18 protein-coding genes (1 of these 18 running past the window's edge) are annotated in these 15,270 nt (G+C 44.5%); 3 read left to right on the top strand and 15 right to left on the bottom strand.

What is annotated here, in order from left to right; all coding sequences use genetic code 11:
- The 11 genes from AC6HZ4_RS09685 to AC6HZ4_RS09635 all read right to left on the bottom strand — a co-directional run.
- Positions 1–608, bottom strand: partial view of an inositol monophosphatase family protein gene (locus AC6HZ4_RS09685; protein ID WP_497494780.1) — the 5' portion only. Its footprint begins 142 nt before the window's first position; the window shows 608 of its 750 coding nt (coding positions 1–608); the start codon lies at positions 606–608; its stop codon lies beyond the left edge, outside the window.
- A gap of 164 nt (positions 609–772) precedes the next feature.
- The gene (locus tag AC6HZ4_RS09680) at positions 773–1,237 is read right to left on the bottom strand and encodes a nucleoside deaminase (protein ID WP_497494778.1); all 465 of its coding nucleotides are present in this window, start codon (positions 1,235–1,237) and stop codon (positions 773–775) included.
- A gap of 32 nt (positions 1,238–1,269) precedes the next feature.
- Positions 1,270–3,015: an adenine deaminase gene (gene ade, locus AC6HZ4_RS09675; protein ID WP_497495660.1), complete on the bottom strand. Its 1,746-nt coding sequence runs from the start codon at positions 3,013–3,015 to the stop codon at positions 1,270–1,272.
- Positions 3,016–3,027: 12 nt separating this feature from the next.
- Positions 3,028–3,561 carry a (2Fe-2S)-binding protein gene (locus tag AC6HZ4_RS09670; RefSeq protein WP_497494777.1) on the bottom strand — a complete coding sequence of 178 codons (534 nt, stop codon included), beginning with the start codon at positions 3,559–3,561 and terminating at the stop codon, positions 3,028–3,030.
- A complete protein-coding gene (pucD, locus tag AC6HZ4_RS09665; RefSeq protein ID WP_497494776.1) occupies positions 3,543–5,825 on the bottom strand; it encodes a xanthine dehydrogenase subunit D in 2,283 nt (760 codons plus the stop codon). The genes AC6HZ4_RS09670 and pucD overlap by 19 nt, the downstream gene beginning before the upstream one ends.
- Before the next feature lie 14 nt (positions 5,826–5,839).
- Positions 5,840–6,709 (bottom strand): FAD binding domain-containing protein, encoded by an 870-nt coding sequence (locus tag AC6HZ4_RS09660; protein WP_497494775.1) that lies wholly within the window; start codon positions 6,707–6,709, stop codon positions 5,840–5,842.
- A gap of 48 nt (positions 6,710–6,757) precedes the next feature.
- A complete protein-coding gene (locus AC6HZ4_RS09655) occupies positions 6,758–7,786 on the bottom strand; it encodes an XdhC family protein (protein WP_497494774.1) in 1,029 nt (342 codons plus the stop codon).
- A 389-nt stretch (positions 7,787–8,175) separates the two neighbouring features.
- A complete protein-coding gene (gene trxA / locus AC6HZ4_RS09650; protein WP_497494773.1) occupies positions 8,176–8,490 on the bottom strand; it encodes a thioredoxin in 315 nt (104 codons plus the stop codon).
- A gap of 94 nt (positions 8,491–8,584) precedes the next feature.
- A complete protein-coding gene (locus AC6HZ4_RS09645; protein ID WP_497494772.1) occupies positions 8,585–8,980 on the bottom strand; it encodes an IDEAL domain-containing protein in 396 nt (131 codons plus the stop codon).
- 223 nt (positions 8,981–9,203) lie between these two features.
- Positions 9,204–9,623 carry an RrF2 family transcriptional regulator gene (locus AC6HZ4_RS09640; RefSeq protein ID WP_497494771.1) on the bottom strand — a complete coding sequence of 140 codons (420 nt, stop codon included), beginning with the start codon at positions 9,621–9,623 and terminating at the stop codon, positions 9,204–9,206.
- 128 nt (positions 9,624–9,751) lie between these two features.
- Positions 9,752–10,774 carry an NADH:flavin oxidoreductase/NADH oxidase gene (locus tag AC6HZ4_RS09635; protein WP_497495659.1) on the bottom strand — a complete coding sequence of 341 codons (1,023 nt, stop codon included), beginning with the start codon at positions 10,772–10,774 and terminating at the stop codon, positions 9,752–9,754.
- Positions 10,775–11,003: 229 nt separating this feature from the next.
- Between AC6HZ4_RS09635 and AC6HZ4_RS09630 the strand changes: the two genes are divergently transcribed.
- From AC6HZ4_RS09630 to AC6HZ4_RS09620, 3 genes are all read left to right on the top strand, one after another.
- Positions 11,004–11,366 carry a winged helix-turn-helix transcriptional regulator gene (locus tag AC6HZ4_RS09630; protein WP_497494770.1) on the top strand — a complete coding sequence of 121 codons (363 nt, stop codon included), beginning with the start codon at positions 11,004–11,006 and terminating at the stop codon, positions 11,364–11,366.
- Positions 11,367–11,651: 285 nt separating this feature from the next.
- Entirely contained in the window at positions 11,652–12,509 is an 858-nt protein-coding gene (locus AC6HZ4_RS09625) for a carbon-nitrogen hydrolase family protein (protein ID WP_497494769.1), read from the top strand.
- Between the two features lie 250 nt (positions 12,510–12,759).
- The gene (locus AC6HZ4_RS09620; protein WP_497494768.1) at positions 12,760–13,431 is read left to right on the top strand and encodes a GNAT family N-acetyltransferase; all 672 of its coding nucleotides are present in this window, start codon (positions 12,760–12,762) and stop codon (positions 13,429–13,431) included.
- An 83-nt stretch (positions 13,432–13,514) separates the two neighbouring features.
- Here AC6HZ4_RS09620 and AC6HZ4_RS09615 read toward each other — a convergent pair whose 3' ends face one another.
- The 4 genes from AC6HZ4_RS09615 to AC6HZ4_RS09600 all read right to left on the bottom strand — a co-directional run bounded on the left by AC6HZ4_RS09615 (position 13,515) and on the right by AC6HZ4_RS09600 (position 15,068).
- A complete protein-coding gene (locus tag AC6HZ4_RS09615) occupies positions 13,515–13,691 on the bottom strand; it encodes a hypothetical protein (protein ID WP_497494767.1) in 177 nt (58 codons plus the stop codon).
- Positions 13,692–13,813: 122 nt separating this feature from the next.
- Positions 13,814–14,191, bottom strand: a complete 378-nt coding sequence (locus AC6HZ4_RS09610; protein WP_497494766.1) for an SHOCT-like domain-containing protein — start codon at positions 14,189–14,191, stop codon at positions 13,814–13,816.
- Positions 14,192–14,202: 11 nt separating this feature from the next.
- Complete coding sequence (locus tag AC6HZ4_RS09605; RefSeq protein ID WP_497494765.1) at positions 14,203–14,574, bottom strand: DUF2089 domain-containing protein; 372 nt, start codon at positions 14,572–14,574, stop codon at positions 14,203–14,205.
- A 296-nt stretch (positions 14,575–14,870) separates the two neighbouring features.
- Positions 14,871–15,068, bottom strand: a complete 198-nt coding sequence (locus AC6HZ4_RS09600; protein ID WP_497494764.1) for an IDEAL domain-containing protein — start codon at positions 15,066–15,068, stop codon at positions 14,871–14,873.
- Between the last annotated feature and the right edge of the window lie 202 nt (positions 15,069–15,270).

The raw sequence follows: 15,270 nt of genomic DNA, 5'->3' as shown, positions 1-15,270 counted from the left end.
ATAACCGCATCCCAACGGCCAGCCGCAATATAAGGAAGCGTCACTGCCGCCGTCCCGATAATGCGAACCCGATATACTTCATTTACAATTTTACTTAGCATACCCAAGCGCTCTTCATTACTTTGCTTATCTCCATCCTTCGCAAAATCACCGAAGGATAAAAACGATTCAGACAGATCAACATCTCTCACTCGAATCCGTTCTCCATTTAGAAAAGCACCTTCTCCTTTTACAGCCCAAAACAACTCATCTAAAGCAGGTAAAGAAATGGCAGCCACAACTGGTTCGCCTTGATATGTAAGAGCAATCGAAACCCCGTATAAAGGAAAGCCTATACTATAATTAATCGTACCATCAATTGGATCAATGACCCATTCAAAATCCTCTGTTCCCGAAAGCGAACCTGCTTCTTCACTGAAGATGCGATGGCTCGGATACTGTTCTTTAATGCGATCAATAATGAACTTCTCCACACGAAGATCCATCTCTGTTACAAAATCCTTCGCTGCTTTTACAGTTTGCTGACCTGCTTTCCCTGCATGCGGAAGAATAAATTCCCCTGCACTCTTGGCCAGGTCAATCATAAATGGCAAATATTCATTGTACATATTTTCTTTCTCCTCCCCTTTTTCTGTACTGATACTATCATACACTAAATTCAAGATAAGGTCTTGAACATAAACGCTCATTTTGAGACTAGATCTCAATTCAACATAAAAAGAGCCTTCCTAAATAAAATCACATTTAGGAAGGCTCTTTTATTACATAACTTTTAATACTCTACCTTCTGCTTAGAATGCTTCCACAGCTCAAATGGATGCTTCGTTGTATCAATCGGCAGATGCTTCATCGGTATAAGCCTCTTATCAAGGGGCTCTGATATTTGTTCGTAAATAAGTGCGTCATCAAACCCAATAGCAGCGGCCTCTTCTCTCGTATTATAAAAGTACACAGCTTTCGGTCTCGCCCAGTAAATGGCTCCTAAACACATCGGACACGGCTCACAGCTTGTATAGATTTCACAATCCGTTAGTTGAAAGCTGTTTAAATAACGGCAGGCATCCCGAATAGCCTGCACCTCTGCATGCGCAGTCGGGTCATTGGAGGCTGTTACCTCATTTTTCCCCGTCCCGATAATTTTCCCATCCTTCACAACTACAGCACCAAACGGTCCACCATGGTGCGATAATGCATTTTCGTAAGCTAAATTAACGGCTGTTTGCATAAAAGCCTTCATCCTTGCTCCCCCTCCCTTGATGAAACAAGCAGCTAGTTGTTTACTGCGACCTCAATATGTTCAAAACGGCCTACATGAAATAATCCTACATCAGTTAATTTAAGTTCAGGAATGACCGGCAAGCTTAGAAAAGAAAGTGCTAAAAACATATTTTCGGAAGCAGGCGCAACGCTGTGCAATGCTTCGTGCAATTTACTTAATTCATCATTGGCAGTCTCGTAGTTTTTCATGGACATCAATCCCGCAAGAGGCAAGGACATGCTGCCGATAACCGTTTCTTTAGAAACAACCGCTAACCCGCCGTTCATCAGATGAACAGCTCGAATTGCAGCCATAATGTCACGGTCATTCGTACCGGCAACGATGATATTATGAGAATCATGAGCAATTGTCGAAGCGATTGCACCCTCTTGTAGCTGCAGTCCTTTCACAATTCCTAACCCGATGTTTCCCTTCTTTTTATGACGCTCTATCACTACAAGCTTGACTTGATCATGATCGACCGAGGGAATAAAGCATCCATTCTCTGTTTGTACCGTTTCAATAAGCTCCTTTGTTATAAGCTGGTTTGGAATGACGCCAATAATGCGAGCTTGCTTATTTGGACCAACTGGAATTTGCAGGTCCTCCTCTGATACAGGCAGCAGCTGCACGGATTCGGTCAGGCGGCTTGGCGGTGCAGCAGCGCTAGGCGGCTCATCATACACAGCAATTCCATTCTCTGCAACAATGCGCCCTGCTTTTAACACCTTGGCAATTTCAATTTCTTGTATGCTATCTAGTAGGAGCAAATCGGCTTCATAGCCGGGTGCCACAGCGCCTTTTGTGGATAATCCAAAGCATTCTGCTGCATTTAGCGACGCCATTTGGATGGCAAGAAGCGGATGCAAACCGGCACGAATCGCTAAGCGAACGCTATGGTCAATGCTGCCCTCACGAATTAATTCATCCAGATGCTTATCATCTGTACAGAACAGAAAACGGCGTGCATTTCCCAGATGAACGGCAGGAAGAAGATCAAGTAGATTTTTGGCGCCCGAGCCTTGCCGCATCATCACATACATGCCGCGTCTCACTCTTTCCTTTGCTTCTTCTACTGTAACGCACTCATGATCTGTGCTGATATAGACGGAACGATATATATTGATAGCATTGCTATCTAATCCAGCACCGTGTCCGTCAATTTTATTCGTATGCCGCAGCGTCATGGATAATTTATCTATCATGGACAGCTCACGCTGCTTCACGGCTGGATAGTCCATCACTTCCGCTAGACCAAGTACACGCGGATGTGAAAAAAACGGCTCTAAGTCAGCTGCTGTTAATACAGCGCCATTATTTTCAAAGGATGTTGCGGGAACGCAGGAGGGGAGCATAAATAACATATCCATTGGAAGATGCTCAGAATCCTCAAGCATGAATGATATGCCTGTGCAGCCGGCAACATTGGCGATTTCATGAGGATCAGTAATGATCGTTGTAATGCCGTGCGGAAGAACAGCCTTTGCAAATTCTCTCGGTCTAACCATAGAGGATTCAATATGAACATGTCCGTCAATAAAGGCAGGTACAACGTATTGGTTGGTCGCATCGATTACTTCGTGTCCTTCATATGCTCCGATACCGACAATTACACCATCCGTAATGGCAACGTCGCCAGAGATGATTTCTAAATTAAAAACATCGACGATACTTCCGTTTTTTATTACAAGGTCGGCAGGCTCATGCTTAGATGCAACAGCAATTCGTTTTTGCAATTGTTCCTTCGTTAGCATCATCATTCCCCCCTTCTACACACTCCCTCCCGAACCGCACCTATCAATAATGAGCTTCATTGCGGCTGCCCGCTGCACCGCGCGGATAATGCTACTGTAGCCTGTGCAGCGACATAGGTTGCCTGAAAGCGCCTCGCGAATTTGCTTCTCCGTCGGAATCGGCACGACATCAAGCAGGGCCTTCGCAGCGATAATCATGCCTGGCGTGCAATATCCGCACTGAAATCCCCCCTCCTTTAAAAAAGCGTCTTGAATAAAAGCGAATCCCTCTCCTTCAATTGTTGTAATCGAAGCATTATTCGCTTGATAGGCCATAACAAGGCAAGCGTTCACTAATGAATCGTTCATGATTACAGAGCACGCACCGCAGCGGCCAATATCGCAGGAGCGTTTTGTTCCGGTTAGCTCTAAATCATTTCTCAGCAAATCAATTAGACGCGCGGCAGGCACAGCCTGCAGCTGCTTATCTTCGCCGTTTACCTGAAGCGTGATAGGAATGGATTCGTCCAGAGGCAAGGATTGTTCATGTATTATTTTTTTCGCATCCATGCTTTCATCTCCTTCGCGCTGCTAGCCTGCAATATTTCCTCCGGCGAAACTGGCAAGCGATGCACCCAGTGACCTGTTGCATCATGGATCGCTTTAGCAATCGCAGGAGCTACAGCAATCGTACCGATTTCACCGACACCTCTTGGCCCGTACGGGTCACCATCACATAACCCTTCAATCGCTTCCACTTCCATTTGGTCGGGAACATCACAAACCGTCGGAATTAAATACGAGTCAAAATTGTTCGTTACATAACAGCCATCATGTATGAGAGCTTCCTCCATTAACGTATATCCTAGCGCCATCATACCGCCGCCTTCGATTTGTCCGAGATATCCAACCGGGCTCACAACAGGACCTGCCGCGATCGCTTGATCAAGACGCGTTACCTTTACCCTGCCTGTTAATACATCGATCTCTACCTGCGCTAACACAGCAGCAAATGCGTATAAATAATGTCCCCCGATGAATGGATCAGGACTTGCAGGAAAATCAAACTGGGTATTTACAACAATCCTCTCTTCTTCATCCATGCACCTTGCTAATTGCGCATACGATAGATAGAGTACAGGCGAATTCATTTCATCCCGTTTCCAAATGCCGCCAGGTCCGAGATACAGCTCATTGACTCCCGCGCCGCCAAGCCGCGCCGCACATTCAAGCAGCTGCTGACGGAATGGCTCCTTCATTCGCTGCAAAGCTTGCCAAACCATACTCGTTGCCCGAGAAGCGGTTGAAGATCCCGATGATGGGACGAGCGCCGTATCACCGATTGTAATTTTGATATCTTCGGGCGAACAGCCAAATTCCTCTATGACAAGTGTTTCGATTACAGCAAGAAGCCCTTGACCGCACTCCTCAAAGCCAAAAGCGGCTTCAATTTTGCCGTCGCTCCCAAACGAAAGACGTCCTCCAGCAGGGTCTAACCGTCCGTATCCAAGCCCGCCGCCATGCATAGTGATCGAAATGCCTGTTCCCGTTTTTTTCCACGCTCCTGGTATCTTCCCCTGCAAACTAGATGCTTTTTTACAAATTTCTTCCAAAACCTCATGTGCTCCATTTGTCGGTGCAATCCGCTGTCCAACCGGCCCGCGGTCATGCTCCTTTCGCACATTTCGTCTCCTGAACTCAAGCGGATCAATCTGGAGCTGCTCCGCCAACCGATCGATCTGCCCCTCAAGAGCAAAGGTAACTTGATTACCCCCAAATCCCCGAAATTCACCAGCAACTCCATTATTTGTATAAACGGATAACCCTTCTGTGCTCACATTTGGAATGATATAAGGACCTGCTGCATGTTCAACAGCAAAGTCCAATACTGCAGGACCTAATGTTGCATACGCACCCGTATCTGCAACAATGTACGCCTCATGAGCAATAATTTTCCCGGTTTCATCCGCTCCCGTTTTCATGGTAATTTTCATCGGATGACGCTTTAATCCAGCTCTTACTGATTCCCGTCTTGTTTGGTGAATCTTTACCGGACATTTCGTCATCAGCGCAAGCAGCGCTGCGTACGGCTGAATATTTAATTCATCCTTTCCGCCAAATGATCCGCCCATCGGACTCGAAACAACGCGTATCTGTGCTTCTGGCATAGCTAAAATGCGCGATAGCTGAAATCGGTCCTTATAGCCGTGCTGCGTACCTGCATATACAGTAATCGTACCGTCACTTTCAGGAATAACGACTCCTCCCTCTGTTTCCATATAAGCGTGCATTTGCCTCGGCAGCTCATACGTTTCTTCTATTATTACAGAACAGCTTGCAAACCCCTCTTTTACATCCCCTTTTTCATAAGAAGCCCGGTGCAAAATATTTCCGTTTGGATGAAGCTGCGGCGCATCGGCACTCAGCGCTTTTTCAGGGCTGTCTATCACCGGCAGCGGCTCGTAAGTCACCTCGATGAGTCCCAGAGCACGCTCAGCTATTTCCTCTGTTTCCGCTGCTATGGCCGCCACAGCATCTCCCACGCAGCGAACCCGATCCTCACACAGTACCGGTTGATCCGGAAAAACAATTCCATATCCATTTAAGCCAGGCACATCACGATAGGTTGCAACAGCCTTAACACCAGGAAGCTGTTTTGCATTCTCTGTACAAATAGATAGGATACGCGCATGCGGATGTGCGCTCCTTAAAATTTTCCCATGCAGCATATCAGGGAAGGATAAATCTGTCATATATTTAAGTGTTCCAGTTACCTTAGCTGCGCCATCTGGACGGATGCGCCCCGTTTCCCTTGCCATCTCCAACAGTCGCATGCTATCCCCTCCTTCTACTGCGCAAATATAGCAAGCTCCGAAACAATTACATTAGCTGCTATTTGTTTCCTGTAATAAGCGGAAGCAAATGCATCTGAAATCGGTTCAAATTCCTCCAATATGCTCACATACACTTTTTCTAAAACCGTCTCATGTATAGATGCTCCTTGCAGCAGCTCCTCAGCAAGTTCCAACCGCTGCGGAGGTGTCTCTCCACCGCCGGCCGCAAGCCGAATATTGGCAATTGTATCGTCTTCCTTTCTTATACAGCACCCAGCGACGGTTACAACAGATGGAATAAACGCCTCTCTTCGGCCGATCTTTCGATAAAAACAATCCGCTAGCCTTTGCTCAGGCAATTCAATCTGCATTACAAGATCAGGAGAAGGAATTCGGTTTACGCGTTTTTCTCGTATCCACTGCCAGAGCGGCTTTGTTAATCTTGCATTTCCATCAAATACAGAAACAAGAGCATCAAGCGCCAATAACGCAGGGATGGCGTCCCCAATTCCGCTCGCGACATTACCGCCGATTGTGGCTCGATTACGTACAGCAGGAGCTGCTATACCGCGTACAGCTTCGGTAACAAGCTGACTCTGCTGTATAACAAGGGAGTCTGCAAGTAAACTCCCTAACGTTGTCAGAGCACCAATACGCAATACCGAACTGCCATTCAGCGTGTTCCTGCTCACTCCCTTGATCTCATCAATTCCCTCTAAGCTAATGAGATGACAAGGACGCGCCTTTCCTTTTTCCCACTCCGTTTGCAGCAGCGTTCCAGCAGCAATGAAGCAGGCATCAGAGCCGAGCTGCTGCTTCATCCTCCACGCCTCCTCTACATCCTTAGGAAGCCAAATTGCCGGGGAGAGAATCTCTCTAAGCATAAATGATCGCTCCTTTCACAAGTTCATCATCCCTTGCAGCGTCTTCCATCAGGAAAGCAACGCGCCTTTTTGATGAGCCGTCCGCTGAAGTGAAATGAGTTCTGCAACAATACTTACTGCAATCTCTTCTGGTCCCTCAGCCCCTATCGACAACCCAATCGGGCTTTTAACAACAGGAGGCACGTTACTCCCGCCGAGCAAACGCTGCGTTCGCAGGATCGATCCCAATACACCTATATAGCGTACAGGTTTCGTCAGAAGCAGCTGCAACACTTGTTGATCGCGCTGAAATTGATGGGTCAAAACGACTACAAAATCACGTGAAGTAAACTGTATGCGTTGAATCGCTTCTTCAGGAAACGCGACAATCAGTTCATCGGCTTCAGGAAAATTCGTACGGCTGCACAGTGCTGGCCGCCAATCGGAAACGATGACAGAAAAACCGCTCTGCGCCGCAAGTCTCGCCAACGGGATTGCATCCGCCCCAGCCCCAAATATAATGACGCGTGATTTTGGCCAAATGGTATGCACATATACATATGCAGATAGCTCCGAAACAAAAAATACGCCGCTTTTTTTATTTCCTTCATTTATAAAACGCTTAACTTGCTCTGGTACATGTCCCGTCCATTCGCCAAATATATGCCGATCCGTAAAAAACAGATAATCCGAAACAGCCCGGGCATCGTTTAGCTTCTTAAGGATCGTCACTGCTATCCCCTGATCGAGATACGACTTTACAGCTTTTAGATGCTTTTGCAAGCGCTCATCTACCAGCTCAAGAAGCACGTGTACCGCTCCATTGCAGCCTGCTCCCTGCCCCCAAGAAAGGTCATCCTCCGCCCTCATATCAAATACAATCGTTTCGGATCCCCCTTTCCTTCGCAAATCATGCGCACGCACAGCTGCATCGGCTTCCAAGCAGCCGGCACTCAATAGGCCAATTTGCGTTCCGTCTTCCCGAAACAGCATGCAAGCTCCTTCCCTTCGATAAGCGGAACCGTCTACATGAATCACCGTTGCCAACACATCTTGTTCACGTGTGTCAACATTTAGAATTTGGTGCATCCCTTCCATGAACGACTCCCCCTTTCAAAATCTCCAGCCGCTTTAGAACAAAAACGCCTCCCATCACTTTTTACCTACTGTATACAATGAGACTCATATCGTCTATTTATATGTTAGATTTTTTAACATAGAAGATACCAAATGAGTAAAATACCGTAATTTATGTAAAAAACAGCTAGTTTCTCACATTGTTTCGTTTTTTGCTTGTTCGATTTATGCTAGAAAAAACAGAAGCGGCCGGCCTTGCTCCTACGGGAGAACAACCCGTGCACAAAACGCACGGTTCGGGCGGAGTCATATACTGAAGGCAGAAGCAGGTAGATGAAGCTGCCAATATCCATAAAGCTATACTTTTTCGCAAAAAAATCCCTCCTGTGCTGAACACAGGAGGGACGCTCTTATATATGCTGAGAAATAACCTCTGTTAATGCTTCCTTTGGCTGATAACCGCTAATTGTCTCTACAACCTCTCCATCCTTGAAAAGAAGCAGAGTCGGGATGCTCATAATTCCAAATTTTGTTGGTGTAATTTGCTGTTCATCCACATTCATTTTCAAAATCTTCACTTGACCGCCAATTTCTTCATCGATTTCCTCTAATACAGGTGCAATCATGCGGCACGGTCCGCACCAAGGTGCCCAAAAATCTACAAGTGTTATCCCTTCGCTTACTGAAGCGTCGAAGCTTTGATCTGTTATATGTTCAATTGCCATGCTATTTCACTCCCGTTTTTCATTTTTTTAAAAGCATGTTGGATAATGGCACACTCTTCTCCCCTGACCATAGTCTCCTTCGATTCGTCTCCTGTCATTCCAAGATGCCGGATATCCCGAGTCTATGCTTCGGAGCAGAGATACCTCTTCTTTCTGCCTTGCTTTCCTTCGTATGCTTTTTTAAGGCGCCTAATGTTTCAGATAACTCCAGAAACCATTGTTCATCTCTCGTTTCTAACGCTAGGTCGATAAGTGACAAAATATGTCCTTCTCGATCCACTGCAGAAGCCGGTAGCTTTTCTACCCATTTGCGGAGCAGTTGAATTGTTTTTCCAACCGTTTCCTCGTTATCACATGCCACAACGTGTACCTTTACGATATCCTGCAAGGAATTTACGCTCTCAATATAACCGCGCAGCAGCTCGCCATTACCCGACTTACCCTTTACCCAATCCCCTATTTCCAATCGTGATTTACCATTTGTTAACATGTGTATTCACCGCCGTTTCAAATGTTATAAAAAAAGTTACAGTTTTTCCAAAAAAGTGGACCTGAACCGTTTTTGCTTCCATAGAGGAAGATCCTCACTGCATGAAGCAGGCTGCGGCGATAGAACAACTTCCATTGAAAAAACAATGCTTCCCTTCTGTAATTAAAAAGAGTATGAAAAACATCTGTAATAAAAAAAATTACACTTTAAAGAAATAAAAACGCTATGGACATTTTTTAATTTTCTCCAAAACGGAGCTAATTGTAATATTCCCTAAATACGCTTCTAAATAAGTTTCCGCTTCGTGGAAAATTCCATCCATTACAGTCTGAATGTTTGCTGAAACAAGACAATGCTTCTCGGGATTGCCTGTACACCAGCTTGGCTTTAGCGTACCGTATGAGACGGCGTGGTAAATTTGCGCTAAAGTCATATCCTCAGGTCGGCAATTCAGCATATAACCGCCGCGAATTCCTTCCTTCGTCTTCACAAATCCACTTTTGCGCAGACTGCTCATAATCTTTCGGATACGTGCCGGGTGCGTACAAACATTTTCCGCCAGCATCTCGCTGCTCGCCATATGATCGGGTAGATAGGCTAAATAAACTAGGCTGTGCACTGCGATTGTAAATTCACTATTCATTTAACCCTCGGCCTCCTCAAGCATCTTACTGTAATCATAATTAGTACAGTTCAAAAAGTCAAATAATGCTGCTTACACTTCAAAAAAAGCGAAATCCCTCGCCTAAAGCGAGGGACTTCCAGCCATATTTAAAATGCTCGTGCATACTGATTCGGCACCTCTGGCTTTTCCTTTAACGCCTCTGCCGCATGAATCGCCCAATACGGGTCACGAAGCATGCCACGCCCCACAGCAATAAGATCCGCCTCTTTATTTCCAAGAGCCGCTTCCGCTACAAATGGATCATCCAAGTTTCCAACCGCAATAACCGGACAATCAAGCTTTTGCTTCAGCTCTCTTGCAAACGGCACCTGATAGCCCGGGTGAATACCCGGCTGGCCGCCGGAGCCAATCGGTCCTTCCCCGCCGGATGATACATGGAAGATATCCGCCCCAGCCTTTTGATAATTTTGGCATATTTCTGCAATATAATCGATGCCATAGCCGCCCTCAACATACTCAACACCAGACACGCGGAAAATAAGCGGCATATCGGATGGCATCTCTGACTTAGCAGCTTCAACGATCTCCACCCCGAACTTAGACAAATCTTGTCCGTATTCGTCACTCCGTTTATTTGTCAGCGGAGAATGGAATTGATGAATGAGATAACCGTGCGCACCATGGATTTCTACTGTGTCAACACCGGCCTGCACTGCACGCCGGACCCCATCACGGAACTTTTCAACCATTTGCTTTACTTCATCAGTTGTCAATTCACGAGGCACACCGTATCTCTCACTAAATTGAATAGCGGACGGCGCGACAGGAGTATGTATATGCTCAGCCTTACGTCCTGAATGCGCAATTTGAATTCCAACCTTTGCACCATGGGCATGCACAGCATCAATCACTCTTTGGAACGCCGGTACATGATCATCCGACCAAATCCCAAGATCGAATTCCGTTAACCTGCCGTCCGGCTCTACATCTGTCATTTCAATAATAATCAGTCCAGCTCCGCCAATGGCGCGGCTCGTATAATGAATCAAATGCCAATCATTTGGCTTTCCATCCTTGTTCGTCACAGAATACTGACACATCGGCGGCATCACGATTCTATTTTTTAATTCCAGGCCTTTGTAGGAAAATGGTGTAAACAGATTTCTCATCAACAATCTCCCCTTCTTCATGTTCTCTTCCTTTCCAAAGTAAGAAACAGCCTGACTGTCTCTACGGAAGGTTACTGTAATACATATATCCATACTACCATGATTCAAATCAAGAAGATAAAATTCTGCTCTCGGTACAATTGCATAGCCCATGCCTTCTGCAGTGACTGATACCTTGAGGCATGATAAAAAACAGACTGTCATGTATACTATATAAGAGGTGAAAGACATGGCGCATATTGATGAAAACTTTAACTGCGAAAAGGAATTAACACTTGCGATTATCGGCGGGAAATGGAAAATGCTCATTTTATGGCACTTAGGAAAAAGCGGAACAAAGCGGTTTGGAGAGCTAAAAGCACTCATCCCCGGCATTACACAGCGTATGCTTGTGAATCAATTGCGAGAATTGGAAGAAGATATGATTATTCACCGTGAGGTCTATCCAGTTGTTCCTCCAAAAGTAGAGTACTCCCTTACAAGGCAAGGGGAAAGCCTTATGCCAATTCTTGATTCGATGTATGAATGGGGTAAGAACTATATGGAAACCTTCGGAGGACGGATTGCGCAGCAAAGTACATCCGGCGAGTAAGCGTATAAATCATCCAACAAAAGCAAGCATCTGTGCCCGTTCCTATCTGGGCTGCAATTTGTTTTCACAAGATTACATCATTACATAGCCACATATCCTTCTATGGATATTCGAGACCCTTCATTACATACAATTTCGCAAAGCAACACTACTTTTCTTAGTATAGATTTTTACACTATGTGCCCTATAAGTGCGTACTTGCGCAAAGGATTCATTTGTCTAATAATAGCAATAGCACTCTTATGAGCAAAGCAATATATTCATTCCTAAGATAAGGAGGAACCTATGAAACTTAGAGTCTCAGCAGTTCAATACCATCTTCACACGATTCAATCCTTCGACGAGTTTGCAGAGCAAGTCGAGCATTATATAAAAACAGCCGAGGAATTCAGCGCTGATTTTGTTTTATTCCCGGAATTTTTTACAACGCAGCTCATGTCTATCGGCGATGAAAGCAAAAAAGCGTTAACAATAGATGACCTGCCAAATTTCACTGAGCAATACCGCGAATTGTTTATTAAGCTCTCGAAGCAAACAGGTATGCATATTATCGGCGGAACGCATGTCGTGCGCAAAGGCGATAAACTATACAACGTAGCCCACTTATTTTACCCGGACGGCAGAGTGGCAGAGCAAGCAAAGCTTCATATCACGCCAACTGAGGTAAAAGAATGGAATATGGCACCCGGCGACGGCTTGCAGGTATTTGAAACAGATAAAGGTACAATTGCAATGCTAACGTGCTATGATATCGAATTCCCGGAAATCGTACGGATGGCAAAAGCAAAGGGTGCTGATGTCATTTTCTGCCCTTCCTGCACAGATGACCGTCACGGCTTCCACCGTGTTCGTTACACAAGCCATGCAAGAACAATCGAAAATCAAGTATACGTCGTTACGACAGGTACGGTCGGTTCCCTTCCTACCGTTGACTTTATGAGAGCAAACTTTGGCCAGGCAGCCGTACTTACACCAAACGATATCCCATTCCCGCCTCGCGGCATTTTAGTTGAAGGAGAGCTCAATCACGATATGATTGTCACAGCGGACCTTGATTTAGAGCTCCTCTATCAAGTACGTGAAAGCGGATCTGTCACAACATGGCGCGACCGCCGTACAGATCTTTATACAGATTGGAAATAAAGAAAACTCGCCGATTGGCGAGCCGTTAGGCGAAGACAGAGGCGTAGCTGCACTTATACTTTGTTCCTAAAATTTCCTGGTACGTCGAACGAACTGCTAGCTGGAAATTTATACCTTCCTAAAGTGTAACAAAAGCGGAATCGGCCCGTTTTCGCTTGCAAAGGGGGAAGATTTTTCTCCACTGCAAACAGGCCGATGGCGCTGCATCATACAGTTAACTTTATTCTCAATAAAAAGGAGCATGCGGCATATGGAGTATATAAGAATTACAAACATACAAGACCCTTTATTTAAGCAAATGCACCAGCTTATGCAGGACGTATTTCCTCCTGAGGAGGTATTGGAGTTTGAATTATGGAAGGAGCCTTTAGAGGACCCAGGCATCCGTGTGTTTGTAGCGGTTCATGAGGGCAAGGTTGTCGGCGCGACGGAATACCGCTATTATGAGGATTTCAATGTGGCGATGACAGACTTTACAATCATCGGTCAAGCAGGGCTTGGCATCGGTACGTTTTTAGCTGAAAACCGCCGTGATGATTTGCTTGCATTAGCTGCGGCGAATGGTAAAGAGCTATACGGCATGTTTGCAGAAATTTATGATCCATACCGCGTAGAGCATCATGAATTCGGCGGCGTGAAGCCAATGGACCCGTACGTTCGCCGCGAGGTATTATCTCACCTTGGCTATAAACGTCTCGATTTCCCTTATGTTCATCCATCCTGGAACAATGATGGCGAGGCAGTAGAAGGGTTGGATCTTTGCTTCCTGCCGATGCAAAAAGGAACGACCGGCATTTCTTCAAGGCTCATCGTCCAATTTTTAAGACGCTATTACACAGTACTGCCAAACAAACCGCAGTCTTGGTATGAGATGGTAGAAAAGCTGGAAGAAAAAGAAACGGTTGCATTGCTGCCGTTGTAATAAGAGGTTCAATAGACAAAAAGGGAAGCAGCAAATTCATTTGCTGCTTCCCTTTCTTATTATGATCCGTACAATCCTAGTTGTTATAATCTTATCATCACCTGGGTGCCATCCTGCAATGTTACATCAACAATCACAAGCCCTTTTTGATGCTTGAGCTCTTTAATAATGGCACTTAGAAAGTACTTTATCTCCGCCGCATCCAAAGGTTCGATAGAAAAAGTTGTTTCCCCTGACTGATGGTGTATCCATTTATTCACCTGTCTCCAAAAGAATCTAGAAGACAACAAAGAGCTAAAGATATACAGAAATCTATAGGGGACCGGAATCGTAAATCTACGTTTATGATTTGTTTGAATGTTAACTTTCATCATTGAAAAACCTATTCAATAATAACAGCTACAGTATCGCCATTAGCTGATTGAATATCAACAATTTGACCGTCCAATTCATTTTCAATTGCATCAATCAACAAATCAATATCCAAATCTTTTACATATTTTTCCGCTTGCGGTACGTTTAACGCAACACCATGGCCTGCTTTTAACACGGCTTTTACAAGTTTAATTGGCAAATTCACATTCACATTATCGTGCTCTTTAGAAACGACACGTATTTTTAAGATTTTATCCAAATAAGAAGCAGGCGTTGCACGTGGTGAATCTTTCTCCTTCAACACATGAATCAGCTCAGCCGCTTTGTCAGAATCTATTTTTCCTTCCTGCACCATCGTTAGTACCTTTGAAATCTCTTCTTTCATTTGAACTCCCCCTATTCACTTTTTAATAATCGAATTGCTTCTTCGGCTGTGATTTCACCGTTTTCTAACATAGAAACAATTTTTTTCTCATCACGCTGATGCTTTTTCGTTGTTTCCGTGTCATATCCAAGTGCAGTAATAATATCATTTAACTTCCCGCGCACAGTTGGATACGAAATGCCAAGCTCCTTTTCCACCTCTTTAATGTTTCCTCTGCAAATCAGAAACGTTTCAACAAATTGAAGCTGTTCTGGAGATAAAGATGCAATCTTTGATAGTTTAAATTCATTCTCAATTGTCGTATGACAACGCGAGCAATGCAGTTTCGTAATATGCAGCGAATTGCTGCAAACTGGACAGCTAGTAAGAACAGAATATGTCATAGGAAAATCCTTTCTTTCATTTGATTCGATTATATAACCAAAAATTAACAAAGTAAATACTAAAATTAAATAAATTAAATGTATTTGTTTATAAAATCAATTTTATAAACACAAAACTTCAAATAATTAAAAACAATCATTAAATAATCAATCTAATTGTTTACGACGTATGTACTCTTTGAAACAGAACACCCTTCGCAGCTCAGAGAACCTGCATCGATATCGAGCGCACCACAAAAAGGGAAGAAGCACACCGCTTCTTCCCTTTCCTATTATTATGTAACACATTATATGTCCTAAGCTAACTTCTTTAACTCCCCTGTTAATCGCAGGAATGCTTCTTTGTCTCCAAGTTCCAGTGAGCGATCGATTTCCTTTTGCAGCTTCTCTGTGCGGAATTTACGAATTGATTCTTCCAAAACCATTTCAGCAAACAGCGAATACATAGCGTCTAATCCAGCTTGTTTCGGTGCATTCAGCATATACTTTTTCATAGAAATCAACTCCCTGTCCTTTTTTACATTATATGCTAAAATGTCAGATTATTCAAACATTTTTTTATTTTTTTTATTGGAATATTTTTCATATCAGAGGTTCTGCTGACATACCACGGATTTTATACACTAAGAAAAAAACACAGCCCTTTTGAGTCTGTCTGTTGACATATGATGGCTTATGGGCAGTTATCGAACAGCC

This window comes from Ectobacillus sp. OTK, from assembly GCF_059698935.1.
The sequence above is the reverse complement of the archived record's forward strand: the minus strand, read 5'-3'. Positions and strand labels throughout refer to the sequence as shown.

What these genes read in the sequence shown, in the direction of transcription:
- AC6HZ4_RS09600 (WP_497494764.1), bottom strand. Translation starts at nt 15,068, where the DNA reads ATGAAAAAGTATATGCTGAATGCACCGAAACAAGCTGGATTAGACGCT.
- trxA (WP_497494773.1), bottom strand. Translation starts at nt 8,490, where the DNA reads ATGGCAATTGAACATATAACAGATCAAAGCTTCGACGCTTCAGTAAGC.
- AC6HZ4_RS09670 (WP_497494777.1), bottom strand. Translation starts at nt 3,561, where the DNA reads ATGGATGCGAAAAAAATAATACATGAACAATCCTTGCCTCTGGACGAA.
- AC6HZ4_RS09630 (WP_497494770.1), top strand. Translation starts at nt 11,004, where the DNA reads ATGGCGCATATTGATGAAAACTTTAACTGCGAAAAGGAATTAACACTT.
- AC6HZ4_RS09640 (WP_497494771.1), bottom strand. Translation starts at nt 9,623, where the DNA reads ATGAATAGTGAATTTACAATCGCAGTGCACAGCCTAGTTTATTTAGCC.
- pucD (WP_497494776.1), bottom strand. Translation starts at nt 5,825, where the DNA reads ATGCGACTGTTGGAGATGGCAAGGGAAACGGGGCGCATCCGTCCAGAT.
- ade (WP_497495660.1), bottom strand. Translation starts at nt 3,015, where the DNA reads ATGATGCTAACGAAGGAACAATTGCAAAAACGAATTGCTGTTGCATCT.
- AC6HZ4_RS09610 (WP_497494766.1), bottom strand. Translation starts at nt 14,191, where the DNA reads ATGAAAGAAGAGATTTCAAAGGTACTAACGATGGTGCAGGAAGGAAAA.
- AC6HZ4_RS09620 (WP_497494768.1), top strand. Translation starts at nt 12,760, where the DNA reads ATGGAGTATATAAGAATTACAAACATACAAGACCCTTTATTTAAGCAA.
- AC6HZ4_RS09625 (WP_497494769.1), top strand. Translation starts at nt 11,652, where the DNA reads ATGAAACTTAGAGTCTCAGCAGTTCAATACCATCTTCACACGATTCAA.
- AC6HZ4_RS09680 (WP_497494778.1), bottom strand. Translation starts at nt 1,237, where the DNA reads ATGAAGGCTTTTATGCAAACAGCCGTTAATTTAGCTTACGAAAATGCA.
- AC6HZ4_RS09645 (WP_497494772.1), bottom strand. Translation starts at nt 8,980, where the DNA reads ATGTTAACAAATGGTAAATCACGATTGGAAATAGGGGATTGGGTAAAG.
- AC6HZ4_RS09635 (WP_497495659.1), bottom strand. Translation starts at nt 10,774, where the DNA reads ATGAGAAATCTGTTTACACCATTTTCCTACAAAGGCCTGGAATTAAAA.
- AC6HZ4_RS09655 (WP_497494774.1), bottom strand. Translation starts at nt 7,786, where the DNA reads ATGGAAGGGATGCACCAAATTCTAAATGTTGACACACGTGAACAAGAT.
- AC6HZ4_RS09660 (WP_497494775.1), bottom strand. Translation starts at nt 6,709, where the DNA reads ATGCTTAGAGAGATTCTCTCCCCGGCAATTTGGCTTCCTAAGGATGTA.
- AC6HZ4_RS09605 (WP_497494765.1), bottom strand. Translation starts at nt 14,574, where the DNA reads ATGACATATTCTGTTCTTACTAGCTGTCCAGTTTGCAGCAATTCGCTG.